Annotated in this window: 20 protein-coding genes; 15 read left to right on the top strand and 5 right to left on the bottom strand. The window is 62.0% G+C overall.

Annotated elements, in window-relative coordinates; all coding sequences use genetic code 11:
• Positions 1–85 precede the first annotated feature (85 nt).
• From A2I95_RS03325 to A2I95_RS03255, 15 genes are all read left to right on the top strand, one after another.
• Positions 86–262, top strand: a complete 177-nt coding sequence (locus A2I95_RS03325) for a hypothetical protein (protein WP_164982748.1) — start codon at positions 86–88, stop codon at positions 260–262.
• 149 nt (positions 263–411) lie between these two features.
• Complete coding sequence (gene cpaB, locus A2I95_RS03320; protein WP_291727783.1) at positions 412–1,269, top strand: Flp pilus assembly protein CpaB; 858 nt, start codon at positions 412–414, stop codon at positions 1,267–1,269.
• A gap of 215 nt (positions 1,270–1,484) precedes the next feature.
• The gene (locus A2I95_RS03315; protein WP_291727781.1) at positions 1,485–2,891 is read left to right on the top strand and encodes a type II and III secretion system protein family protein; all 1,407 of its coding nucleotides are present in this window, start codon (positions 1,485–1,487) and stop codon (positions 2,889–2,891) included.
• 15 nt (positions 2,892–2,906) lie between these two features.
• On the top strand, positions 2,907–3,536 hold the full coding sequence (locus A2I95_RS03310) for an OmpA family protein (protein WP_291727779.1): 630 nt from the start codon (positions 2,907–2,909) through the stop codon (positions 3,534–3,536).
• A gap of 154 nt (positions 3,537–3,690) precedes the next feature.
• Positions 3,691–4,920: an AAA family ATPase gene (locus A2I95_RS03305; RefSeq protein WP_291727777.1), complete on the top strand. Its 1,230-nt coding sequence runs from the start codon at positions 3,691–3,693 to the stop codon at positions 4,918–4,920.
• A 23-nt stretch (positions 4,921–4,943) separates the two neighbouring features.
• Complete coding sequence (locus A2I95_RS03300) at positions 4,944–6,374, top strand: CpaF family protein (RefSeq protein WP_291727776.1); 1,431 nt, start codon at positions 4,944–4,946, stop codon at positions 6,372–6,374.
• Complete coding sequence (locus A2I95_RS03295) at positions 6,374–7,342, top strand: type II secretion system F family protein (RefSeq protein WP_291727774.1); 969 nt, start codon at positions 6,374–6,376, stop codon at positions 7,340–7,342. The genes A2I95_RS03300 and A2I95_RS03295 overlap by 1 nt, the downstream gene beginning before the upstream one ends.
• Before the next feature lie 10 nt (positions 7,343–7,352).
• The gene (locus A2I95_RS03290) at positions 7,353–8,324 is read left to right on the top strand and encodes a type II secretion system F family protein (RefSeq protein ID WP_291727772.1); all 972 of its coding nucleotides are present in this window, start codon (positions 7,353–7,355) and stop codon (positions 8,322–8,324) included.
• A 12-nt stretch (positions 8,325–8,336) separates the two neighbouring features.
• Positions 8,337–8,927, top strand: a complete 591-nt coding sequence (locus A2I95_RS03285; RefSeq protein WP_291727770.1) for a tetratricopeptide repeat protein — start codon at positions 8,337–8,339, stop codon at positions 8,925–8,927.
• A 29-nt stretch (positions 8,928–8,956) separates the two neighbouring features.
• Positions 8,957–9,805: a tetratricopeptide repeat protein gene (locus A2I95_RS03280; protein ID WP_291727768.1), complete on the top strand. Its 849-nt coding sequence runs from the start codon at positions 8,957–8,959 to the stop codon at positions 9,803–9,805.
• A 3-nt stretch (positions 9,806–9,808) separates the two neighbouring features.
• Positions 9,809–10,306 carry a prepilin peptidase gene (locus tag A2I95_RS03275; protein ID WP_291727766.1) on the top strand — a complete coding sequence of 166 codons (498 nt, stop codon included), beginning with the start codon at positions 9,809–9,811 and terminating at the stop codon, positions 10,304–10,306.
• A gap of 152 nt (positions 10,307–10,458) precedes the next feature.
• Positions 10,459–11,766 (top strand): ATPase, encoded by a 1,308-nt coding sequence (locus tag A2I95_RS03270; protein WP_291727763.1) that lies wholly within the window; start codon positions 10,459–10,461, stop codon positions 11,764–11,766.
• 97 nt (positions 11,767–11,863) lie between these two features.
• Positions 11,864–14,281, top strand: a complete 2,418-nt coding sequence (locus A2I95_RS03265) for a ligase-associated DNA damage response DEXH box helicase (RefSeq protein WP_291727761.1) — start codon at positions 11,864–11,866, stop codon at positions 14,279–14,281.
• Between the two features lie 37 nt (positions 14,282–14,318).
• A complete protein-coding gene (gene pdeM / locus A2I95_RS03260) occupies positions 14,319–14,969 on the top strand; it encodes a ligase-associated DNA damage response endonuclease PdeM (RefSeq protein ID WP_291727759.1) in 651 nt (216 codons plus the stop codon).
• A gap of 74 nt (positions 14,970–15,043) precedes the next feature.
• Positions 15,044–15,451 (top strand): PaaI family thioesterase, encoded by a 408-nt coding sequence (locus A2I95_RS03255; protein WP_291727757.1) that lies wholly within the window; start codon positions 15,044–15,046, stop codon positions 15,449–15,451.
• Positions 15,452–15,598: 147 nt separating this feature from the next.
• Here A2I95_RS03255 and folD read toward each other — a convergent pair whose 3' ends face one another.
• The 5 genes from folD to ftsH all read right to left on the bottom strand — a co-directional run bounded on the left by folD (position 15,599) and on the right by ftsH (position 21,529).
• Entirely contained in the window at positions 15,599–16,489 is an 891-nt protein-coding gene (gene folD / locus A2I95_RS03250) for a bifunctional methylenetetrahydrofolate dehydrogenase/methenyltetrahydrofolate cyclohydrolase FolD (RefSeq protein WP_027256633.1), read from the bottom strand.
• A gap of 48 nt (positions 16,490–16,537) precedes the next feature.
• Positions 16,538–16,843, bottom strand: a complete 306-nt coding sequence (locus A2I95_RS03245) for a chorismate mutase (protein ID WP_291727752.1) — start codon at positions 16,841–16,843, stop codon at positions 16,538–16,540.
• A 59-nt stretch (positions 16,844–16,902) separates the two neighbouring features.
• Positions 16,903–18,579 carry a formate--tetrahydrofolate ligase gene (locus A2I95_RS03240; RefSeq protein ID WP_291727750.1) on the bottom strand — a complete coding sequence of 559 codons (1,677 nt, stop codon included), beginning with the start codon at positions 18,577–18,579 and terminating at the stop codon, positions 16,903–16,905.
• A gap of 188 nt (positions 18,580–18,767) precedes the next feature.
• A complete protein-coding gene (locus A2I95_RS03235) occupies positions 18,768–19,343 on the bottom strand; it encodes a sulfurase (protein ID WP_291727748.1) in 576 nt (191 codons plus the stop codon).
• 272 nt (positions 19,344–19,615) lie between these two features.
• Positions 19,616–21,529, bottom strand: a complete 1,914-nt coding sequence (gene ftsH / locus A2I95_RS03230; RefSeq protein WP_291727745.1) for an ATP-dependent zinc metalloprotease FtsH — start codon at positions 21,527–21,529, stop codon at positions 19,616–19,618.
• Between the last annotated feature and the right edge of the window lie 66 nt (positions 21,530–21,595).

The raw sequence follows: 21,595 nt of genomic DNA, 5'->3' as shown, positions 1-21,595 counted from the left end.
AAAGCTTAATGATCCTAAGCATACGGGGCGGCTCAGGACGGGCTGGCCCGTTCCTTGAACCCCTTCGGGCAGCGAGGTCCGCAACATGAAGAAACTATGGTCATTCATAGCCAGTGACGACGGAGCGATAACCGTTGACTGGGTTATCCTGGCGGCCGCTGCGATCGGGCTGGCCGTATTGATTGCGGGAATGACGCAAGACGGCGCGCTTGGCCTAGCCCAAGGGCTGGCAGACTTTATGAGCAACTGGAACTTTGGCTAAGACATGCCGGAAACCCGCTAATTGCCGGCTTCCCCGCTTTTCCTGCGGTAAGCCAGGCAACCGGGCAGGCAGTGCCGCCGCGGTTCTAGTTGTCCAGCAGCCGGCTCCGCCCCGCGGGGCCCCGGCTGAAATCTATGAGAGGTAACACAATGCGTGCAGTTTTCGGACTTGTGCTGATCGTCGGTGTGGCCCTCGCGGGCGGTGCTGTCATGATGGCCAAAAACTATATTTCGGCCTATCAGAATGAACTGGCGCGCGAACGCGCGGCCCGCGCCGAAGCGGTGCCGTTGGTGGATGTCTTTGTCGCCACCAAGCCCTTGAAATACGGTGAGCGGCTATCCCAGGACGCAGTGCGCACCGTGCGCTGGCCCGAAGATGCTATTCCCGAAGGTGCCTTTACCACCCATGAAGAGTTGTTTCCGCCGCATAGCGGTGATGATCTGCGGGTGGTGCTGCGCGCCATGGAGACGGATGAGGCCATCATGGCCATCAAGGTCACGGCACCTGGCAAAGACGCTGGCATCACCTCGCGGCTGCAGCGCGGTATGCGCGCCTTTGCAATCAAAGTGGATGTCTCCTCAGGTGTTTCGGGCTTCCTGCGGCCTAGCGACAAAGTGGACGTCTATTGGACCGGCATGATGCCGGGTTCGGCCGGCGACCGCGGTGAGGTCACCCGTTTGATTCAAACCAATGTGGAACTGGTAGCCGTCGACCAAAGCGCCGGCGGCGACATCAATGAAGCCATCATCGCCCGCACTGTCACCGTTGCGGCCCACCCCAGGCAGGTCGCCGCCCTGGCACAGGCGCAAACCACCGGACGGCTGTCACTGGCCCTGGTTGGCGCCGGGGATGACACCATCGCCTCCGTTGTTGAAGTGGATCAGCGCACGCTTCTGGGCCTGGGCGCGCTGGAAGCGCCGCAAGAAGTGGAAAAGGAAAAAGTCTGCACCATCCGCACACGCCGCGGCGCTGAAGTTGTGGAAATTCCGATCCCATGCACAAACTAAGAATTTCATTTCCGCGCAGACCGTTAACAGGCTCAGCCGCCCCTTTTCAACGAAGGGCGGCTGTTTTGCCTGTTGCGCAGGCCCCACAATGGCCGCTGGTCAGGAACACCCCCGAAGCCATTGATTCTTGCAATAATTCGGGATCTGCACCACAGTGCCCGAAAGAGCGGGCAAAAAGACCCGGATTTTGAGGCGTGATCGGAAAGGCAGGTCACATGGCAATTGGACGGTTTGTAGCGGCGGCCCTGCTGGGGCTATCGCTTTTTGGTATGCCTCAGGCAGACGGGGCATCAGCGCAATCCTTGCGGGTGGTGAAAAAAGGCACGGCATCCAGGCTGGACGTGCCGATGAACCGCGCCGTGGTGGTTGAAAGCGAAACCCCTTTTGCTGAGCTCAGCATCGCCAATCCCGGCATTGCTGATATCTCCTCCCTGTCCGACCGCACTATCTATGTACTGGGCAAATCACCCGGCTTGACCACGCTGACGCTGCTGGACGGCTCTGGCCGGCTGATCACCAATGTCGATGTGCGGGTGGCCGCGGATGTGACCGAATTCAAGGAACGCCTGCGCCAGATCCTGCCCAACGAAAAAATCGAAGTCCGCACCGCCAATGACGGCATCGTGCTGTCCGGCACCGTCTCCAGCGCAGTGCGGCTGCAGCGGGCGCTGGACCTGGCAGAGCGTTATGCACCGGAACGGGTCAGCAATCTGATGTCGGTCGGCGGTGTGCAGCAGGTCATGCTCAAGGTCCGCTTTGCCGAAATGCAGCGCTCGGTCTCAAAATCGCTAAGCGCCTCGCTGGGCTTTAACGGCGGCACCGGCAATGGCCGCACCGGCGGCATCAACACACTGAACACATCCGGCGCGCTGGCCAACTCTCTGGCTGGCAACATCCCCGCCGCCAACGAAAACACTGGCGCCTTCCTGTTCGGCTTCAACGCCGGTTCAGTCCAGGTCAGCCTGCTGCTGGAAGCACTGGAGCAAAAGGGCGTAGTCCGCACCCTGGCGGAACCCAACCTGTCCGCCCTGTCGGGGCAGGAGGCGAAGTTCCTGGCCGGCGGCGAATACCCGGTTCCGATTGCTCAAGAAGGCGGCGTCATCACTGTTGAATTCAAACCCTTCGGGATCGAGCTGAATTTCATCCCCAGGGTGATTGACGGCGATCTAATCAATCTTGAACTGAATGCCGCCGTGTCGGCCATCGACCCCTCCAATGCGCTGGAGCTGAGCGGCCTGACCATCGACGCCTTCACGCGCCGTGAAACATCCACCACGGTGGAAATGCGCGATGGGGAAAGCTTTGCCATTGCCGGGCTGATCCGCGACGAATTTCTCGACAATTCTTCCCAGCTGCCCTGGCTGGGCGATGTCCCGGTGCTGGGCGCGCTGTTCCGCAGCGCCGACTATCAGCGCGAGCAGACCGAGTTGGTGATCATCGTCAGCGCGCATCTGGTGACCCCGACCCGCGGCGAGGCGCTGACGCTGCCGACCGACCGGGTTGCACCGCCAAGCGAAAAGGATCTGTTCCTGTTCGGGCGCACCTCCCGTACCAAAAACGGCCCGGCGGCCGAAGTCGCCAAGCAGGACTTCAATGGCTCTTACGGCTACGTGCTGGACTGATAGGGAGTGGCACAAATGATCAGAACCGCTGCAATTTTCGGCATTCTTCTGGCCGTGGCCGCCTGCGAACGGGAGGCCGGCCGTGAGCTGAACCGCTCAGGAGACTTTGGTGAGTCGACCCTCAACAATGCGGCGGTGATGAGCGGCGAACGCAGCTTTGCCATCCAATTGGCAAGCCGGTTCGCCAAGGAAGTGCCCACGACGATCAACTTCGATTTTGACAGCGCCCGGCTGGATCAGACGGCACGGTCGGTGCTGGACCGTCAGGCGGTTTGGATCAAGCAATTCCCCGAAGTGCGCTTCCGCGTTTTCGGCCACACCGACGCGGTCGGCAGCAATGCCTATAACAAATCCCTCGGCCTGCGCCGGGCCCGTGCGGCTGTGAACTACCTGGTTTCGCGCGGCATCAGCCGCAGCCGGCTGGAGGCGGTGGTCTCGCACGGCGAAACCCAGCCGCTGATCCCGACACCTGAGCGCGAACGCCGCAACCGCCGGACGGTGACTGAGGTAAGCGGTTTCCTGAAACGCCACCCGACGGTGCTGGACGGCAAATACGCCCAGATCATCTATCGCGAATACTTGGAAAGCGCGGTTCCGGCCACCACGCTGACTGAACAGCAGTCGCTGGAGCGCACGCTGCAGTAGGCAAGAGTCGCGGCCAGCTGGTTACGAAGCAGTAACAATTCCCCAGATTTGGGGATTTTTGGCCCCAATATCGCCTAGATTGCCACCGACATTGTTTCCAAGAGGCGGACTGTGCCCAAAGCCCGGTCTGCCCAAGTGAACAAGGATGATGGCGATGAGCAGCGGAATGCCGCAAACAGACACACCTGCGATTGTTGCCTGCACGATCAGCCGGGACGTGCAGAATTTCGACCTCCTTATCGAAGACATGGAAGCTGTCCTGGGAGAGGCCTGGGGCGATCTGGGATTCACCGAGGCCTTGGCTTTCTTTGGCCAGACCGAGGCAGAGCCGTTGCAGTTTGTGGCTCTGGCCATCGACAGCGCCGATGAGGGTGATCTGCCGCTGATGGGAGAGATTATCAGCCAGGCGAAATCGCGCGGCATCAAGGTGATCCTGATCGCCGAGGACGTGACCCCGGCGGCGCTGCATACGCTGCTGCGCCAGGGCGCGGACGAATTCGTGCCCTACCCTCTGCCTGAACAGGAACTGCAGGCTGCCATCGAACGGCTGCAGGCGCCGGAACCGGAAGTTGCGCAGAACCCGCACCAGCTGCAGTCCGGCAGCCAGCGCGAAGGCGCGGTGATTGTCTGTCACGGACTGGCAGGCGGCACCGGATCGACCACCATGGCTGTTAACCTGGCCTGGGAGCTTGCAGCGCTCAGCGAACATGACGAGCCCACAGTGTGCCTGCTGGATCTGGATCTGCAGCACGGTTCGGTCTCGACCTACCTTGACCTGCCCCGCCGCGAGGTGGTGATGGAAATGCTCAGCGAAACGGAAAGCATGGACGCGGATCTGTTCGGCCAGGCGCTGCTGCCGTTCCAGGAAAAGCTGCAGGTTCTGACGGCACCGTCCGAGCTGGTGCCGCTGGATCTGCTTTCGCCCGAAGATATCACACGGGTGATCGGGATGGCACGCAGCCACTTCGACTTTGTTGTCGTCGACATGCCCCATACGCTGGTGCAATGGTCTGAAACCGTTCTGAACATGGCGCATGTCTACTTTGCGATGATCGAGCTGGACATGCGCTCGGCACAGAACGCCCTGCGCATGAAACGGGCGCTGCAGTCCGAGGATCTGCCGTTCGAGAAATTGCGCTTTGCCCTGAACCGGGCACCGAAGTTCACCGACCTTGCCGGCAAAAGCCGGGTCAAACGGATGGCCGAATCCCTGAGCATCTCTATCGACCTGCAGCTGCCCGATGGCGGCAAGCAGGTTCTGCAGAGCTGCGACCACGGGCTGCCGCTGGCCGTTTCGGCAGCGAAGAATCCCTTGCGCAAAGAAATCGCCAAGCTTGCAGCCTCGCTGCACGCACTGGGCCGAAGTGAAGCCGAAGCCGCCTGAGCGGCTTAACCGGGGGTGAGTTAATGTTTTCCAAGTACAAGAAGCAAGCGGCCAAACCTGCCGCGCCTGAGCCGGTTGCGGTTGCAACGGCCGCTGCCGCGCCTGCTGCCAGTCTGCGGCGGCCGGTCCAGCGCAAGGCCGCCGAGGCGCAGCCGATGGACAAGGACCGCAAGCGCAAGGAGCGTTTGGGCGAGATTAAGATCCAGCTGCACCGGGAGCTTCTGGAGAACCTGAACCTGGCCGCGCTGGAACGTGCAGGCGAGGCAGAGCTGCGATCCGAGATCGCCACGATTGCGACCGAGATTCTGGCGGAAAAAGGCATCGTCCTGAACCGCGAAGACCGCCAGCAGCTGAACAAGGAGCTGTATGACGAGGTCACCGGCCTTGGCCCGCTCGAGGCGCTGCTGCAGGACGAAACGGTCAGCGATATCCTGGTGAACGGCCCGCAGCAGATTTTTGTTGAACGCGATGGCAAGCTGCAGGTCAGCGACATCACCTTCAAGGATGAGAAGCATCTGATGCGGATCATCGACAAGATTGTCTCGGCTGTGGGCCGCCGTGTCGATGAGAGCAACCCCTATGTGGACGCCCGCCTCGCCGATGGCTCGCGTTTCAACGCGATGGTGCCGCCGGTTGCGGTGGATGGCTCGCTGGTATCGATCCGGAAATTCAAGAAAGACAAGCTGGGTATCGACGACCTGGTGCAATTCGGCGCCTTCACCGAAGAGATGGCCGCCTATCTGCAAGCCGCAGTTTCGACCCGGCTGAACGTCATTGTTTCGGGCGGTACCGGTTCGGGAAAAACCACCACGCTGAACGCGTTGTCCAGCTTCATCGACAATGCCGAACGGATCCTCACGATCGAAGACACTGCGGAACTGCAGCTGCAGCAGACCCACGTGGGCCGGATGGAAAGCCGCCCGCCCAACGTTGAAGGCAAGGGCGAAGTCTCCCCCCGCGACTGCCTGAAGAACGCTCTGCGGATGCGCCCTGACCGCATCATCGTCGGCGAGACCCGCGGCGAGGAAGTGATCGACATGCTGCAGGCCATGAACACCGGCCATGACGGCTCGATGACCACGATCCACGCCAACTCGGCCCGCGACGGCGTTTCGCGTCTGGAAAACATGATTGCAATGGCAGGCATCGAAATGCCGATCAAGGCGGTGCGCAGCCAGATCTCCTCGGCGGTGAACCTGATCGTTCAGGCCTCCCGCCTGCAGGACGGTTCGCGCCGCATGACCTCGATCACCGAGATTACCGGGATGGAGGGCGATGTGATCTCAATGCAGGAAATCTTCCGTTTCCAGCGGGTCGGGCTGACACCGGACAACAAGATCATCGGCCATTTCACCGCCACCGGCGTGCGCAGCCACTATTCCGAACGCTTCCGCCTTTGGGGCTTTGATCTGCCGCCGTCGATCTATGAGCCCACCGTGATGGAGGCACGCTGATGCAACTGAGTGCCGAGCCGCTTATTTATGGCGCGATCTTCTTTGGGGTTCTGGCCCTGGTCGAAGGCCTGTATCTGTTCACCTTCGGCAAGTCGATCAGCCTGAACAGCAAGGTGAACCGCCGGCTGGAGATGATGGAGAAGGGCGGCAACCGCGAACAGGTTCTGGAGCAGCTGCGCAAGGAACTGGGCCAGCATGCCAAGTCGCAAACGATCCCGCTCTATTCGCTGCTGTCGGAACGTGCGCAGAAGGCTGCAATTGCCTTTTCGCCCAAACAGCTGATCCTGATTATGGCTGCCCTGGCTGCGGTAGCCTTCGCCGGCCTCAGCATCGGCACTTCGGCCCCCCTGCCCGTCCGGATCCTGGGGGCGGTCATCATCGGCGTCGGTGCGGTGTTCTTCTGGGTCAACAAGAAAGCCGCCAAGCGGATGGCCATGATCGAAGAGCAGCTGCCGGATGCGGTGGAACTGATGGTGCGCAGCTTGCGCGTCGGCCATCCGTTCACCTCGGCGGTGCAGATCGTCGCCAATGAGGTTGATGATCCCCTGGCGACCGAGTTCGGCATTATCTCCGACGAATGCGCCTATGGCCGCGATGTGGGTGAATCGCTCAAGGAAATGGCGGAACGGCTGGACATGCAAGATATGCGCTTTCTCGCCGTTGCCGTCACCATCCAGCAGCAATCGGGCGGTAACCTGGCCGAAGTTCTGGCAGGTCTCGCCAAGGTGATCCGCGCCCGCTTCCGCCTGTTCCGCCGGGTCAAGGCCATCACTGCCGAGGCGCAATGGTCGGGCAAATTCCTGTCGGGTTTCCCGCTGTTCTGCCTGATCGGGATCCTGGTCAAGGATCCCAATTACTATGACGGCGTGCTGGACCACCCCTGGTTCATCCCCGCCTGTTTTGCGGTGGGTGTGATGCTGACTGCCAATCTGATCGTCATGCGCGTGCTGACCAACATCAAAGTGTAAGGAGGGGACCGTGGAATTTCTGACCGGAATAAACGATTACCTGACATCGCAATTCGGCGAGTTCGGCCCGCTCCTGGCGCTTGGCATTGCCGGGCTGTTCATGATCCTGCTGGCGGTTCCGCTGCTGCTGAACCAGCCCGAGGACCCGCTGAAGAAGCTGCAAAAGAACATGGCGCCCGAAACCCGGAACAAACCGCAAAAGCAGCGGCTGCGCCAGGCCGACCGCAACGAGCAGCTGCAGAAATTCGCGGGCTTTCTGGAACCGCAGAACGAAGACGAACTCTCCGCGATGGAGCTGAAGCTGCGCCAGGCCGGGTATCACTCCAAGGACTCGGTGCGCCTGTTCCATTTTCTGCAGTTTGCTCTGGGCATTCTGGGCCTGCTGGCGGGGCTGTTCTTTGTCTACGTGCTGAAGGCCGATATCGATTATGACAGCCAGCAGATGGCGATCCGCATCATCGGCCCCGGTGCAGCCGGCTATATGCTGCCGAAATACTGGGTCACCCGCCGGGTGGAAGAGCGCAAGCAGAAGATCACCGACGGGTTCCCGGATGCGCTGGACATGATGCTGGTCTGTGTCGAAGCCGGCCAATCGCTGGACCAGGCGATTGTCCGCGTCGCCAAGGAGCTGCACGCTTCTTTCCCGGATCTGGCCGAAGAATTCGAGGTTGTCGCGCATGAAATGAAAGCGGGCAAGGAAAAGGACAAGGTCCTGCGGGACATGGCCACCCGCTGCGGAGTGCAGGATGTCTCCTCCTTTGTGACTGTGATGATCCAGTCCGCCAGCTTTGGCACCTCGATCGCAGACGCCCTGCGGGTTTATGCCGGGGAAATGCGTGACAAGCGTGTGATGCGCGCGGAAGAAGCCGCAAACAAGTTGCCCGTGAAGATGACCCTTGCCACAATGGGCCTGACAGTCCCGCCGCTGCTGATCATTCTGGTCGGCCCGTCGGTGCAGGGCATCATGAATATGGGCAACTGAGGCAACAGGAACATGAACGCACCAGGACGGGCCGGGCCTGTCCGTCTCTGCCGTGGCATTGCTGCCGCCAGCGTTGTTGCGCTGGCGGCAGCTTGCACGCCGGGCGGGCTGAAACAGGACAAAGGCAGCCCTTGGGCGCCGGGCGGCAACCACCGCCAGCAGGCAGAAGACGGCCTGCTGGTCGGCCACCGTCTGATGGCCGCGGGCGAGCATGAACTGGCGCTCGACGCCTTCACCCGCGCCGCCCTTGACCACGGGCTGACGCCTGAGGTTCTGTCCGGCATGGGCAGTGCCAAACTGGGCCTCAGGCGGCTGGGCCAGGCAGAAGAGCTGCTGCGCCAGGCGGTGGATGCGGACGCCTCCTGGCCGGAACCGATGAACAACCTGGGCGTGGTGCTGATGGAGCGCGGCAAAACCGCCGAAGCGGTGCAGGTGTTCCAGCGCGCCTATGCGCTTGACAATGGCGAAAGTGACGCAATCCGCGATAATTTGAGGCTGGCCCTCGCAAAGCTTGAAAATCCTGCGCATACTGACCCTCAAAATCAAGATTATAAATTGGTGCGGCAAGGCGGCGGCAGCTACCTGATCAGCCAGGCACCATGACAGAGGCAGAGCAGTAAAAGGACGCACCAATGCGCCAGCAGTTATTTCTATCCGCTTCTCTGGCAGGGGCGCTGGTCTTGTCGGCTTGCGCGGAGAAAGCCGATGAAACCGTGGAACGGGCCTTTCAGGAAGTAAACGTCATCGACGAGAGCAATCTCAACGATGTGATGCTGACAGTGGCCGACCCGAACGAGGCGGTTGCCCATTTCCAGCGCACCTTGAAAGGCAGCCCGGACCGGATTGAACTGCAGCGCGGACTGGCGCATTCCCTGATCCGTGCCAAGCGCACCACCGAAGGCACCGCCGCCTGGAAGAAAGTGGTGTCGATGAAAGGCGCCACCAGTGCGGACCATGTGCAGCTGGCGGGCGCTTTGGTGCGCAGCGGTGAATGGGACGCGGCCAAGGCCGAGCTGGATCAGGTCCCCCCCACCCACGAAACCTATGAGCGCTACCGGCTGGAGGCCGTGGTGGCCGATGCCGGCAAGGACTGGAAGCGCGCCGACAGCTTTTATGAAATTGCTACCGGGCTGACGACAAAACCCGCCAAGGTTATGAACAACTGGGGCTATTCCAAACTGACTCGCGGTGATTTCGCCGCCGCCGAACGGCTGTTCGGTGAGGCGATCCGCCAGAATCAAGGCCTGTTCACAGCAAAGAACAACCTGGTTCTGGCCCGCGGCGCTCAGCGGAATTACACCCTGCCGGTGATCCCGATGGATCAGACTGAACGCGCGCTGCTGCTGCACACGCTGGCGCTGTCGGCTGTAAAGCAGGGCGACGTCAAGATTGGCGAGAACCTGCTGCGTGAAGCCATCGACACCCACCCGCAGCATTTTGAAGAAGCTTCGCGCTCGCTGGCGGCACTGGAGAACGGCTGATCCATGCAGTTCCCGGCCCATGCTGCCCTGTGGTTCCTGCCCTTTGTGCTGCCGCTGTGCTACACGGTTGCGCTGACGGATCTGCGCGGCATGCGCATTCCCAACTGGGCCGTCGATTTGCTGGCGGTGATCTATGTTGTTGCAGGCGTGATCGTGATGCCCAGCTGGGCCGATTACGGCTGGCACCTGCTGCACTTGCCGGTCGGCATCGGTCTGGGCTACCTGTTCTATGCGGCCGGAGCTGTGGGTGCGGGCGACGCCAAATTTGCCGGCGCCGCGGCACCGTTCTTTGCGCTTGGCGACCTGCGGCTGCTGATGATCATCTTTGCCGCAACCCTGCTGGCTGGGTTCACCGCCCACCGGATCGCCAAATACACCCCCCTGCGCCGTCTGGCGCCGCAATGGCAAAGCTGGGACACCGGAAAAAGCTTCCCTATGGGCCTGTGCTTAGGCGGCACCCTGGCTCTTTATTTGGCGCTGGCGGCGCTCTTCGGCAGCTGACGGCCTTCGCAGCATAAAACTGTGCTGGAAATCCGCCGCCTCCGCGGAATTGCTGCAGCTCTGCCCCGCTGTTGCCACAGTCCTGAATAGTCTGTTTCCTTGAAAGCCCCGGCCGTCGGGGCACGGATCCGATCTCAGGGACAGGCACCGCCATGAACATGCAGAACCTCACCGTGATGGCCCCTCCCGCCCCCAAGGGACTGGCGCAGATGCAGCTGCCGCTGGTGATGATGCGGGACATCCTGCTTAAGACCATCTTTCGCAAAAACGTCGAGAACGTCACCGAAATCGCCGAGGCCATTTGCCTGCCCGGCGCCGTCACCCAGGAACTGGTGGACATCGCCCGCGAGCAAAAGCTGCTGGAGGCCACTGGCACGCTTAACGCCAACAGCGGCAACGAGATGGGCTACCAGCTGACCGATGCGGGCAAATCGCGGGCGCTGGATGCGCTCAGCCAGTCGGAGTACTTCGGGGCCATGCCGGTCCCGCTGGATGTCTACCGCGAGCAGGTGAAACGCCAATCGATCCGCAACATCCAAGTGTCCCGCGACCAGCTGACCAATGCCATGGGGCATCTGATCCTGCCAAACAGCCTGCTGGACCATCTCGGCCCCGCCGTCAGCGCGGGCCGCTCGATCCTGATGTACGGCCCGCCGGGCAATGGTAAATCTTCAATCTCCAACGGCATCCGCGACGCCCTGGGGGATCACGTCTATGTGCCGCGCGCGATTGAATACTCGGGCCAGGTGATCACGGTCTACGACCCGATCGTACACACCGAAGTGGAGCAGGAACCGGAAGACCCCAACGCCTTGCGCCGCCGCCGCCGTTTCGACGAACGCTATGTCATGTGCCAGCGCCCCACCGTGATCACCGGCGGCGAGCTGTCGCTGGACATGCTGGACCTGGTCTACAACCCCACGGCCCGCACCTATCAGGCTCCCTTGCAGTTGAAATCCACCGGCGGCATTTTCATCGTCGACGACCTTGGCCGCCAAGCGGAACCGCCGCAATCCCTGGTCAACCGCTGGATTGTGCCGCTGGAAGAAAGCAAAGACATCCTGGCGCTGCAGTCGGGCGAGAAATTCGAAGTGCCCTTTGACACGCTGGTGATTTTCTCCACCAACTTCCACCCGAACAAGATTTTCGATCAGGCGGCCCTGCGCCGGATCTTCTTCAAGATCAAGATCGATGGCCCGGACCAGGAAAACTACCTCAAGATTTTTGCCATGGTGGCCCGCAAGAAAGGCATGCCGCTGGACGAAGGCGCATTGGTGCATCTGCTGAAAAAGAAATATCCGGCGATCAACAACGTCTATGCGAACTACCAGCCGGTGTTCCTGATCGACCAGATCATCGCGATCTGCGAGTTTGAGGGCATCCCCTATCAGATGTCCCCCGAGCTGATCGACCGCGCCTGGGCCAACATGTTCGTCAAGGACGAAGACATCGTGAATTGACCCGGCGACCGGCGCAGCCGTTTCCGGCAGCAAGAGTTTTTGAAAACTCTTGCCAAAACTTTTCGAAAAGTTTTGGGTCTTCCCCTAAAAGGAACGAATGACGAAGCTTCCCAAGGTCATTCACAGTTGGTTTTCCGCCCGCGGCTGGGCCATCCACCCGCATCAGCACACCATGCTGGAATGTGCCCAGGAACCGGCCACCCTGCTGATTGCCCCCACCGGCGGCGGCAAGACCATGGCCGGCTTTCTGCCCACCCTCGCCGATCTGGCGGAAAACCCTCATGACGGGCTGCACACACTCTATATTTCGCCGCTCAAGGCCCTCGCTGCCGACATCAAGCGCAACCTGCGCACGCCCGTCGCGGACATGGGCCTGCCCATCCGCATCGACGACCGCACCGGCGACACGCCTTCCTCCCGCAAACGGCGCCAGCGCGCCGATCCGCCGCATATTCTGCTGACCACACCGGAAAGCCTGGCGCTGCTTACCTCCTACGAGGATGCAGCCCGCACGTTCAAAGGTCTGAAGCGGGTGGTGGTGGACGAGATCCATGCGCTCGCTGAAAGCAAACGCGGCGATCAGCTGATGCTGGCCCTGGCGCGGCTGCAGACGCTCTGCCCTGATCTGCGCCGGGTGGGCCTGTCAGCTACCGTGGACGACCCGCAGGCCATTGCCAGCTATCTGGCCAGCCACCCGGACCCTTGCAAGATCGTGCTGGCCGACCCCGGCCCCGCCCCGGACATCCGGATGCTGGAAACCGACGAGGCCCCGCCCTGGGCTGGCGGCGGCGCGGCCTATGCCATCGCGGCGGTGATGGAACAGATCAAGGCGCATAAAACCACGCTGATTTTTCACAACACCCGCGCCCAGGCCGAGATTTTCTTTCGCAATCTCTGGCTCGCCAATGACGATGCGCTGCCGATCGGGATCCACCACGGCTCGCTCGACCGGGGCCAGCGCGAACGGATCGAGGCCGCCATGGTCCACGGCGAGCTGCGTGCCATTGTCTGCACCGGTTCACTGGACCTCGGCATCGACTGGGGCGATGTGGACCTGGTGATCCAGATCGGGGCACCGAAGAACGTCAAACGCCTGGTCCAGCGCATCGGCCGCGCCAACCACAGCTACAACGTCCCGTCCAAGGCGCTTTTGGTCCCCGCCAACCGGTTTGAGGTAGTGGAATGCCGTGCCGCGCTTGAAGCCGTCCGTGCAGGCGATCTGGATGGCGAGGCGCGCGGCCCCGGTCCCCGCGACGTTCTTTGCCAGCACATCCTGATTGCAGCCTGCGCCGGGCCGTTTGATGCGGACGAACTCTACAGCGAAATAACCAGCGCCGGCGCCTATGCCGCCCTCACCCGCGCCGGTTTCGATGCCTGTCTGGATTTCTGTGCCACCGGCGGCTACGCGCTGAAAGCCTACGACCAATGGCAGCGCCTGCTGCTGCGCCCGGACGGCAAGTGGCAGCTGCGCGACCCGCGTGCCGCCGCCCGCATCCGCATGAACCTGGGCACCATCCAGGACGCCGGCTTGATCAAGGTCCGCCTGAAACGCAGCCGCGGCGGCAAACCTCTGGGTGAGATCGAAGAAGCCTTTGCCGCCACCCTCACCCCCGGCGACACCTTCCTGATCGGCGGCCGGACCGTGCGTTATGAGGGCCTGCGCGAAATGACCGTCGAGGTCACCCGCAACTCCGGCAAAAAGCCGAAGATCGCAGTGTTCTCCGGCACCAAATTCGCCACCTCCACCCAGCTCAGCGCCCGCATCCTGGAAATGTTCACACAGGACAGCTGGCCAAATCTGCCCCCACACACTGCAGAATGGCTGGAACTGCAGCGCGAAGTCTCGGACCTTCCCCGCGCCGGGTCCCTTCTGATCGAAAGCTTTCCCCACGACGGACGCGAGCATGCCTGCATTTATGGCTTTGCCGGCCGCAACGCACAGCAAACACTGGGGCTGCTTCTGACCAAGCGGATGGAAGAACTCGGCCTCGACCCGCTTGGCTTTGTCTCGACCGACTACGCCACTTTGATCTGGGGGCTGGAGCCGCTGACAGACCCGGACCCGCTGTTCGATGTCACGGCCCTGCGCGCAGGGCTGGAGGGATGGCTAGCCGGCAACGCAGTGATGAAACGCGCCTTCCGCGGCGCGGCGACCATCGCCGGACTGATTGAACGCAACGCGCCCGGCCAACGCAAGAACGGACGCCAGGCGGCGTTCTCCTCCGATATCCTCTATGACACGCTCAGGAAATACGATCCCGATCACCTGCTGATGGGCATTACCCGCGAAGAGGCCTTGCGCGGTCTGGTGGACTTTGGCCGCATCGAACAGATGCTGGCGCGGATCAATGGCCGGATCACCCTGCGGCCGCTGGACCGGATCTCTCCGCTCGCAGCGCCGCTCTTGCTGGAGGTTGGCAAGGTTCCGGTCAAGGGCGCCGCCGAGGAAAAGCTGCTGCAACGCGAGGCCGAAGCGCTGATGCGGCAATCCGGTCTGGACCGGCTGGTGCAATAACGCTTGCCTGTTCAGCCTGCATAGCTAAGACCACTGCATGACCGGATTTGACTTCACTCTTGCAGACGCCCACCTCACCGCGCTCGGCGCTGGTGCGCTCTGGTGGGCCGAGCACCGGCTGCTTTGCGTCTCCGACCTGCATCTGGGAAAATCCGAACGCCATGCGCGGCGCGGCGGCAGCGCTCTGCCCCCTTACGAAGGCCGCGACACACTCAACCGCCTTGAGAGACTGGTCGCCGGTTTCAACCCGGCAACCGTGGTTTGCCTCGGCGACAGTTTCGACGATGATGCCGCAGCCACAGCCTTGCCGGCCCCGGAAAGGCGCCAAACCCAAGACCTGATGCAAAACCGCCGCTGGATCTGGATCGAGGGAAACCACGACCCCGCCCCTACCGGTTTAGGCGGAGAGCATCTGGCGGGCCTGCAGGCCGGCCCCCTCACCTTCCGCCACATTGCCGATCCGCCGGCAACCGCAGAAATCTCCGGCCACTTCCATCCCAAGGCCCGCGTCCGCAGCAATTCCCGCCCCTGTTTCCTGCTGGACGCCTCCCGCCTGATCCTGCCGGCCTTCGGCACCTATACCGGCGGCCTGCGCAGCACCGATCCGGCCCTTACATCATTGATGGCGCCGAATGCCCTGGCCATTCTGACCGGTCCGCAAGCCCTGCCCATACCGATGCCCCGCTAAGTGGCGCAGCGTCACCGCCATGGGATCGCCTCTTCTCTTCTATGCTTGTCCTCAGCAAAAGAAGGATATTCGAAATGGAACACCGCATCCGCAGCAGTTTCGCCAGGCAAAGCATGATGCAAACCCTGGGGGCAAACATCGAAAGCGTCTCGGATGGCGAAGTGGTGATCACTGCGCCGATACTGCCCGGCAGCCGCCAGCAGCACGATGCGGCTCATGCTGCACTGAGCTTTGCGATCGGCGACACCGCTGCCGGATATGCGGCGCTGACAAAAATGCCGGAAGGCAGTGAAGTGATGACAGCTGAGATGAAGATCAACTTGCTGGCGCCGGGTGCCGGGGACTCGTTGCGGGCAACCGGCAAGGTCATCAAACCGGGGCGCCGGCTGGTCATCGTCACGGCTGAGGTCCACGCGCTGCAGGGCAGCCAGGAAAAGCTGATCGCCATCCTCCAGGGCACGATGGTTCCTGTCGCGTCCTGAGGAACTGACCCGCGTTCTTCACGTTTTCACAGAGGCTCAGCCAGGCTCCAGAAGCCCTCCCGCCCTTCATCTTTTTAAAAAATACTCCCGCCGGAGACGTCCGGCGGGAGCAGGTGATCTCAGTCCGTGCTGTTGTGCGGCGCGGTTTCAGGCGGTCAGGCCTTCGGGCTCTTTCAGACCGTTGGCGCGGCAGCAGGCGGTGACGGTGTTCGCGAGCAGGCAGGCGATGGTCATCGGGCCGACGCCGCCCGGCACCGGGGTGATGGCGCCGGCGCGTTCGGCTGCGGAGGCAAAATCGACGTCGCCCACCAGCTTGGTCTTGCCGTCGCGCTCGATCCGGTTGATGCCCACGTCGATCACCGTGGCGCCTTCCTTGATCCAGTCGCCCGGCACCATTTCCGGACGGCCCACGGCGGCCACAACGATGTCGGCGCGGCGCACAACATCCGGCAGGTCCTTGGTGCGCGAATGCGCGATGGTCACGGTGCAGCTGTCGCCCAGCAGCAGCTGCGCCATCGGCTTGCCGACGATGTTGGAACGGCCGATCACAACCGCATCCATGCCCGACAGGCTCCCGTGGTGGTCGCGCAGCATCATCAGGCAGCCCAAGGGCGTGCAGGGCACCATCGATTTCTGGCCGGTGCCCAAGAGGCCCACATTGGAGATGTGGAAGCCGTCGACGTCCTTTTCCGGCGCGATCGAGTTGATCACCAGATCCTCGTTCATATGCTTCGGCAGCGGCAGCTGCACCAGAATGCCGTGGATCGAGGGATCGTTGTTCAGCTGCTCAACCACCGCCAGCAGATCGGCTTCCGAGGTGTCCGCATCCAGCTTGTGCTCAACCGAGTTCATGCCGACCTCAACGGTCTGCTTGCCCTTGGAGCGCACATAGACCTGGGAGGCCGGATCTTCGCCGACCAGAACCACGGCGAGGCCCGGGGTGATGCCGTTTTCCTCTTTCAGCCGCGCCACATGCTCGGCCACCTGGCCGCGCACCTTGGCCGCAAAGGCCTTGCCGTCAATCAGAGTTGCTGCCATTTGATCTCTTCCTCTTTGCCGCAGGCCCGGATCGCCCCTGGCGCCTGCCTATTCCTCACGGATCACCCGCGCCTCGCGGGCAATCGACCACTCCACCAGCTGCCGCCACAGGCGCTCAACCAGATCGGGGTCCAGCCCTTCCCTGTCAGCCGCGGCGCGGGCCTTCATGACCACGTCTTCAACCCGTTCCGGGATCCGCGCCGGCCAGCCGTTTGCCTGCTTCAGCGCGATCGCCCGGTCGATGTAGGCCGCCCGCTCTGCCAGCAGCGCCACCAGCTCCCGGTCCATCCGGTCGATCTGAAGCCGGAGGCTTGCCATATCGCTGCAGGCGTGCGGCGGGATGCGTGTGCTCATGTCTTAAAACTCTCACGGCCCGGGATGGGTCCCGGGCCGTGAATGTCGCATATCGCCGTTTAGAACAAGCCTTCGATCTGGCCGTCGTCATTCAGGCGGATGGTTTCCGACGCCGGTTTGCGCGGCAGGCCCGGCATGGTCATGATCTCGCCGCAGACCGCGACGATGAAGCCGGCACCCGCCGACAGGCGGACCTCACGCACCGGAACCGAATGGCCGGTGGGCGCGCCGCGCAACGACGGGTCGGTCGAGAAGGAGTACTGGGTCTTCGCCATGCAGACCGGCAGGTTGCCGTATCCTGCGTCTTCCCATTCCTTCAGCTGGTTGCGGATCTTGTTGTCGGCCAGCACCTCGTCGGCGCGGTAGATGCGCTTGGCGATGGTGTCGATCTTGTCGAACAGCGACATCTCGTCCGGGTAGATCGGCGCAAAATTGGCCTGGCCCGCATCGACGATCTCCACAACTTTCTCGGCCAGCGGCGCCGAGCCTTCCGAACCCAGTTCCCAGTGGCGCGACAGAACCGCTTCGACGCCATGGGTGGCGGCGTAGGCTTTGACGGCGTCCACTTCGGCATCGGTGTCGGTGACAAAGTGGTTGATCGCAACCACAACCGGCACACCAAAGGATTTGATGTTCTCGATGTGGCGGCCCAGGTTGGCACAGCCCGCGTTCACCGCCTCGACATTCTCGGCGCCCAGATCCGCCTTGGCAACGCCGCCGTTCATCTTCATCGCGCGCACGGTGGCAACCAGCACAACCGCGGAGGGTGCGATGCCTGCCTTGCGGCACTTGATGTTCATGAACTTCTCGGCACCCAGATCGGCGCCAAAGCCTGCCTCAGTCACCACATAGTCGGCGACTTTCAGCGCGGTCTTGGTGGCGATCACCGAGTTGCAGCCGTGTGCGATGTTGGCGAAGGGGCCGCCATGCACAAAGGCCGGGTTGTTTTCCAGGGTCTGCACCAGGTTCGGCTGCATCGCGTCTTTCAGCAGAACGGTCATTGCGCCTTCGGCCTTGATGTCACGGCAGTAGACCGGGGTCTTGTCGCGGCGGTAGGCCACGATGATGTCGCCCAGGCGCTTTTCCAGGTCCTTGAGGTCGTTGGCCAGGCACAGAATCGCCATCACTTCCGACGCCACGGTGATGTCAAAACCGGCTTCGCGCGGGAAACCGTTGCTGACGCCGCCCAGCGACGCGGTGATGGTGCGCAGCGCCCGGTCGTTCATGTCGACAACCCGGCGCCATGCGACGCGGCGGGTGTCGATCTCGCACTCGTTGCCCCAGTAGATGTGGTTGTCGATCATCGCCGACAGCAGCGAGTGGGCCGAGGTGATGGCGTGGAAGTCGCCGGTGAAGTGGAGGTTCATTTCCTCCATCGGCACCACTTGCGCGTAACCGCCGCCGGCCGCGCCGCCCTTCATGCCGAAGTTCGGGCCGAGGGAGGCCTCGCGGATACAGATCATCGCGTTCTTGCCAATCCGGTTCAGGCCGTCGCCCAGACCCACGGTGGTGGTGGTCTTGCCTTCGCCCGCCGGGGTCGGGTTGATCGCGGTCACCAGGATCAGCTTGCCGTCTTCCTTGCCCTGCACCGAGTTGATGAAGGACTGGGACACCTTTGCCTTGTCGTGGCCGTAGGGCAGCAGATCGCTGTCCGAAATCCCGATCTTCGCACCAATCTCCTGGATCGGCTTCTTCTGCGCTTCACGCGCAATCTCGATGTCACTCTTGTAGCTCATGGCAAGGTTCCTGCTGAGTTTGCATACGATCGCCGGCACAGAGATGCCGGTTTCGCGATAGACTTAGCCAATATGCGGCAAAACACGCGCTTGATTTCCGACATTATCCTGCCTTGAAGCGGCGTGAGGTCTTTCGCAGCCCCCATCACGGTTCCTTAAAGGAAACGCATTCCCCTAAAAGGAGGAAATCACGGCGCCCAAGCGCGCTGGTCCGGCACAAAGAGGCTGAATTCGCCGCCCAGAGACAGGCTTCCCGGCCGTTCCACCCAAGCGGTGATTCCCCGGCGATTCTTTGCGGCCGGCTTGAACCGGGCGCCATATCCGCTGTGATCATTTTCAATCTCCCGCCCTGGCAGGACGCAAGGCCGGTTTTCCATGTCGATAGTCAAGGTTACTCCGTCCGGTCCCTGCAGCCGGGAACCAGGCGGCACAAAGGTGAAGTCCGGGATGCCGCGAAGGATGATCGTGGCGCCCAAATAGGCAGGATCGATCCGCTCCATCCCCATATCCGCCGCGATCAGCGCCAGCTCTTCCTCGGACAAAATTGTCAGCTGGCGGACATTGCGGATTTCGGTGCCTTCCGGATAAAGATTACGAACCCGCACGCAGGAGGCGCGGTTCTCACCTTCGTGGCGTTCACCGGCAATGCCGGAAAACCCCAAGCGCAACTGGTCAGCCGGCTCGGACTGCAGACTATCGCCGGCCGGAACCATGCCCAGCCATGTGATTTCGCCCTTGAACCCGCTGTCCCGTAATACCGGCATTGCCTGTATCTCCTGCTGAAATTTAATCAATCCCGGCGGAAGCTACACGCTTTGGCAAGGGTTGCCAGCGCGAAAGCGCCTGCTACCCCTTTGTTTCCGGACGAGGGAATGGCGCAGCAGGCCAAAGGATCGGATCGCCAATGCGATCCGATCCGGGCGGGGGCCGCGGCAGGCAGCTTTGCTGCCTGCCGCGGCCCCCGCCTCCCTTCCAAAAAAAACGTCCCGGAAACCGCAACCGGCTTCCGGGACGTTTCATATTCAGATCTGGATCCTTATGCCGACGGCTCAGGCTCCATGCCGCCTTCCGGCGGGGATTTTTTCGGCTTGGCCTTGGGGATTGCGGTGACCGAAGCATTGCCCTGGTCCTCACCGCTGTCCTCGTCATCGCCCGCCTGCGGAGGTTCGCCGTTCATGACCCGCTTGATCTCGTCACCGGTCAGCGTCTCGTACTCCAACAGCCCCTGCGCCAGGCGTTCCCATTCATCGTGATGGTCGGTCAGGATCTGAAAGGCGCGGTCATAGCCTGACTGGATGAAGCTTTTCACCTCTTCCTCGATCATCTCCTTGGTATGGGCCGAGACCGAGAAGCCGGCAGTGTTGCCCGAGTAGCCTTCATGCGCTTCGGCATAATCGATATTGCCGACCTTGTCGGACATGCCCCAGCGCATCACCATGGCGCGGGCCAATTGGCTGGCCTGCTGGATATCGCCGGCCGGGCCGTTAGACACATGATCTTCGCCGTATTTGATCACTTCAGCCGCCTTGCCCGCCATCGTCATGGCCAGCTTCTGCTGGCACTCATCGCGGTGCCAGTTCAGCCGGTCCATTTCCGGCAGGGACACCACCATCCCCAGCGCACCGCCGCGCGGAATGATTGTCGCCTTATAGACCGGATCGCATTCTGGCAGCTTCAGGCCGACAACCGCGTGGCCTGCCTCGTGAAAGGCGGTCTTTTCTTTCTGGTCCTGGGTCAGCACCATCGAGCGGCGCTCAGCCCCCATCATCACCTTGTCCTTGGCCGATTCGAAATCTTCCATGGTGACAAAGCGGCGGCCGACACGGGCGGCCATCAGCGCCGCCTCGTTGACCAGGTTGGCCAGATCCGCACCCGAGAAACCAGGCGTGCCGCGGGCGATGATGCGCAAGTCCACATCCGGGCCCAGCGGAGTCTTGCGGGCATGCACGCCCAGGATCTTTTCGCGGCCTTTGATGTCGGGGTTGCCAACAGTCACGTTGCGGTCAAAGCGGCCAGGACGCAGCAGCGCCGGGTCCAGCACGTCCTTGCGGTTGGTCGCCGCCAGAATGATCACGCCCTCATTGGCCTCAAAGCCGTCCATTTCGACCAGCAGCTGGTTGAGCGTCTGTTCGCGTTCATCGTTGCCGCCGCCATAGCCTGCACCACGATGGCGGCCGACGGCATCGATCTCGTCGATGAAGACGATGCAGGGCGCGTTTTTCTTCGCCTGCTCGAACATGTCGCGCACACGGGAGGCACCAACGCCGACAAACATTTCCACAAAGTCCGAACCTGAAATGGTGAAGAACGGCACCCCGGCCTCGCCTGCGATGGCGCGGGCCAAAAGCGTCTTACCGGTGCCCGGAGGGCCCACCAGCAGCGCGCCCTTGGGGATCTTGCCGCCGAGGCGCGAAAATTTCTGCGGGTTGCGCAGGAATTCCACGATCTCTTCCAGCTCTTCCTTGGCCTCATCAATGCCAGCCACATCGTCAAAGGTGACACGGCCGTGCTTCTCGGTCAGCATCTTGGCCTTCGACTTGCCGAAACCCATGGCGCCGCCTTTGCCGCCGCCCTGCATCCGGTTCATGAAATAGATCCAGACACCGATCAGCAGAATGAACGGCAGCAGCGTGATCAGGAAGGACTGAAAGCCCGACTGCTGCTGTTTTTCGGCGCGCACCGGAATGTTCTTGTCGATCAGAAGCGCGGTGACTTCGGCATCGGCCGGTTTGATGGTGACATAGTTCTGCCCATCGGTCGTGGTGTAGCGCACCTGCTCCCCGTCCAAAGTGACAGTGCTGACCTTGCCGGTCTCAACCGAGCTGACGAAGTCCGAGAAAGTGCGTTCACGGCTCTGCATCGTGCTGCCGGAACCGCTGAACAAATTGAACAGCGCCAGAATCAGCAGAAACAGAACAACCCAGAAGGCGATATTGCGAGCGTTGCCCAAGGAAAGTTCTCCCTATCAGATAGGCGCGCCACACGGGCCGCCTGCGTTGTGCTTAAAATAAGGATC

This window comes from Leisingera sp. F5, from assembly GCF_001593695.1.
This window is presented reverse-complemented; position numbering and strand designations above follow the sequence as displayed.

Coding starts and splice junctions, on each gene's coding strand:
- A2I95_RS03270 (WP_291727763.1), top strand. CDS start 10,459: ATGAACATGCAGAACCTCACCGTGATGGCCCCTCCCGCCCCCAAGGGA.
- A2I95_RS03235 (WP_291727748.1), bottom strand. CDS start 19,343: ATGCCGGTATTACGGGACAGCGGGTTCAAGGGCGAAATCACATGGCTG.
- A2I95_RS03310 (WP_291727779.1), top strand. CDS start 2,907: ATGATCAGAACCGCTGCAATTTTCGGCATTCTTCTGGCCGTGGCCGCC.
- A2I95_RS03245 (WP_291727752.1), bottom strand. CDS start 16,843: ATGAGCACACGCATCCCGCCGCACGCCTGCAGCGATATGGCAAGCCTC.
- A2I95_RS03325 (WP_164982748.1), top strand. CDS start 86: ATGAAGAAACTATGGTCATTCATAGCCAGTGACGACGGAGCGATAACC.
- A2I95_RS03275 (WP_291727766.1), top strand. CDS start 9,809: ATGCAGTTCCCGGCCCATGCTGCCCTGTGGTTCCTGCCCTTTGTGCTG.
- A2I95_RS03265 (WP_291727761.1), top strand. CDS start 11,864: ATGACGAAGCTTCCCAAGGTCATTCACAGTTGGTTTTCCGCCCGCGGC.
- cpaB (WP_291727783.1), top strand. CDS start 412: ATGCGTGCAGTTTTCGGACTTGTGCTGATCGTCGGTGTGGCCCTCGCG.
- A2I95_RS03305 (WP_291727777.1), top strand. CDS start 3,691: ATGAGCAGCGGAATGCCGCAAACAGACACACCTGCGATTGTTGCCTGC.
- A2I95_RS03280 (WP_291727768.1), top strand. CDS start 8,957: ATGCGCCAGCAGTTATTTCTATCCGCTTCTCTGGCAGGGGCGCTGGTC.
- A2I95_RS03300 (WP_291727776.1), top strand. CDS start 4,944: ATGTTTTCCAAGTACAAGAAGCAAGCGGCCAAACCTGCCGCGCCTGAG.
- A2I95_RS03240 (WP_291727750.1), bottom strand. CDS start 18,579: ATGAGCTACAAGAGTGACATCGAGATTGCGCGTGAAGCGCAGAAGAAG.
- A2I95_RS03315 (WP_291727781.1), top strand. CDS start 1,485: ATGGCAATTGGACGGTTTGTAGCGGCGGCCCTGCTGGGGCTATCGCTT.
- pdeM (WP_291727759.1), top strand. CDS start 14,319: ATGACCGGATTTGACTTCACTCTTGCAGACGCCCACCTCACCGCGCTC.
- folD (WP_027256633.1), bottom strand. CDS start 16,489: ATGGCAGCAACTCTGATTGACGGCAAGGCCTTTGCGGCCAAGGTGCGC.
- A2I95_RS03255 (WP_291727757.1), top strand. CDS start 15,044: ATGGAACACCGCATCCGCAGCAGTTTCGCCAGGCAAAGCATGATGCAA.
- A2I95_RS03295 (WP_291727774.1), top strand. CDS start 6,374: ATGCAACTGAGTGCCGAGCCGCTTATTTATGGCGCGATCTTCTTTGGG.
- A2I95_RS03285 (WP_291727770.1), top strand. CDS start 8,337: ATGAACGCACCAGGACGGGCCGGGCCTGTCCGTCTCTGCCGTGGCATT.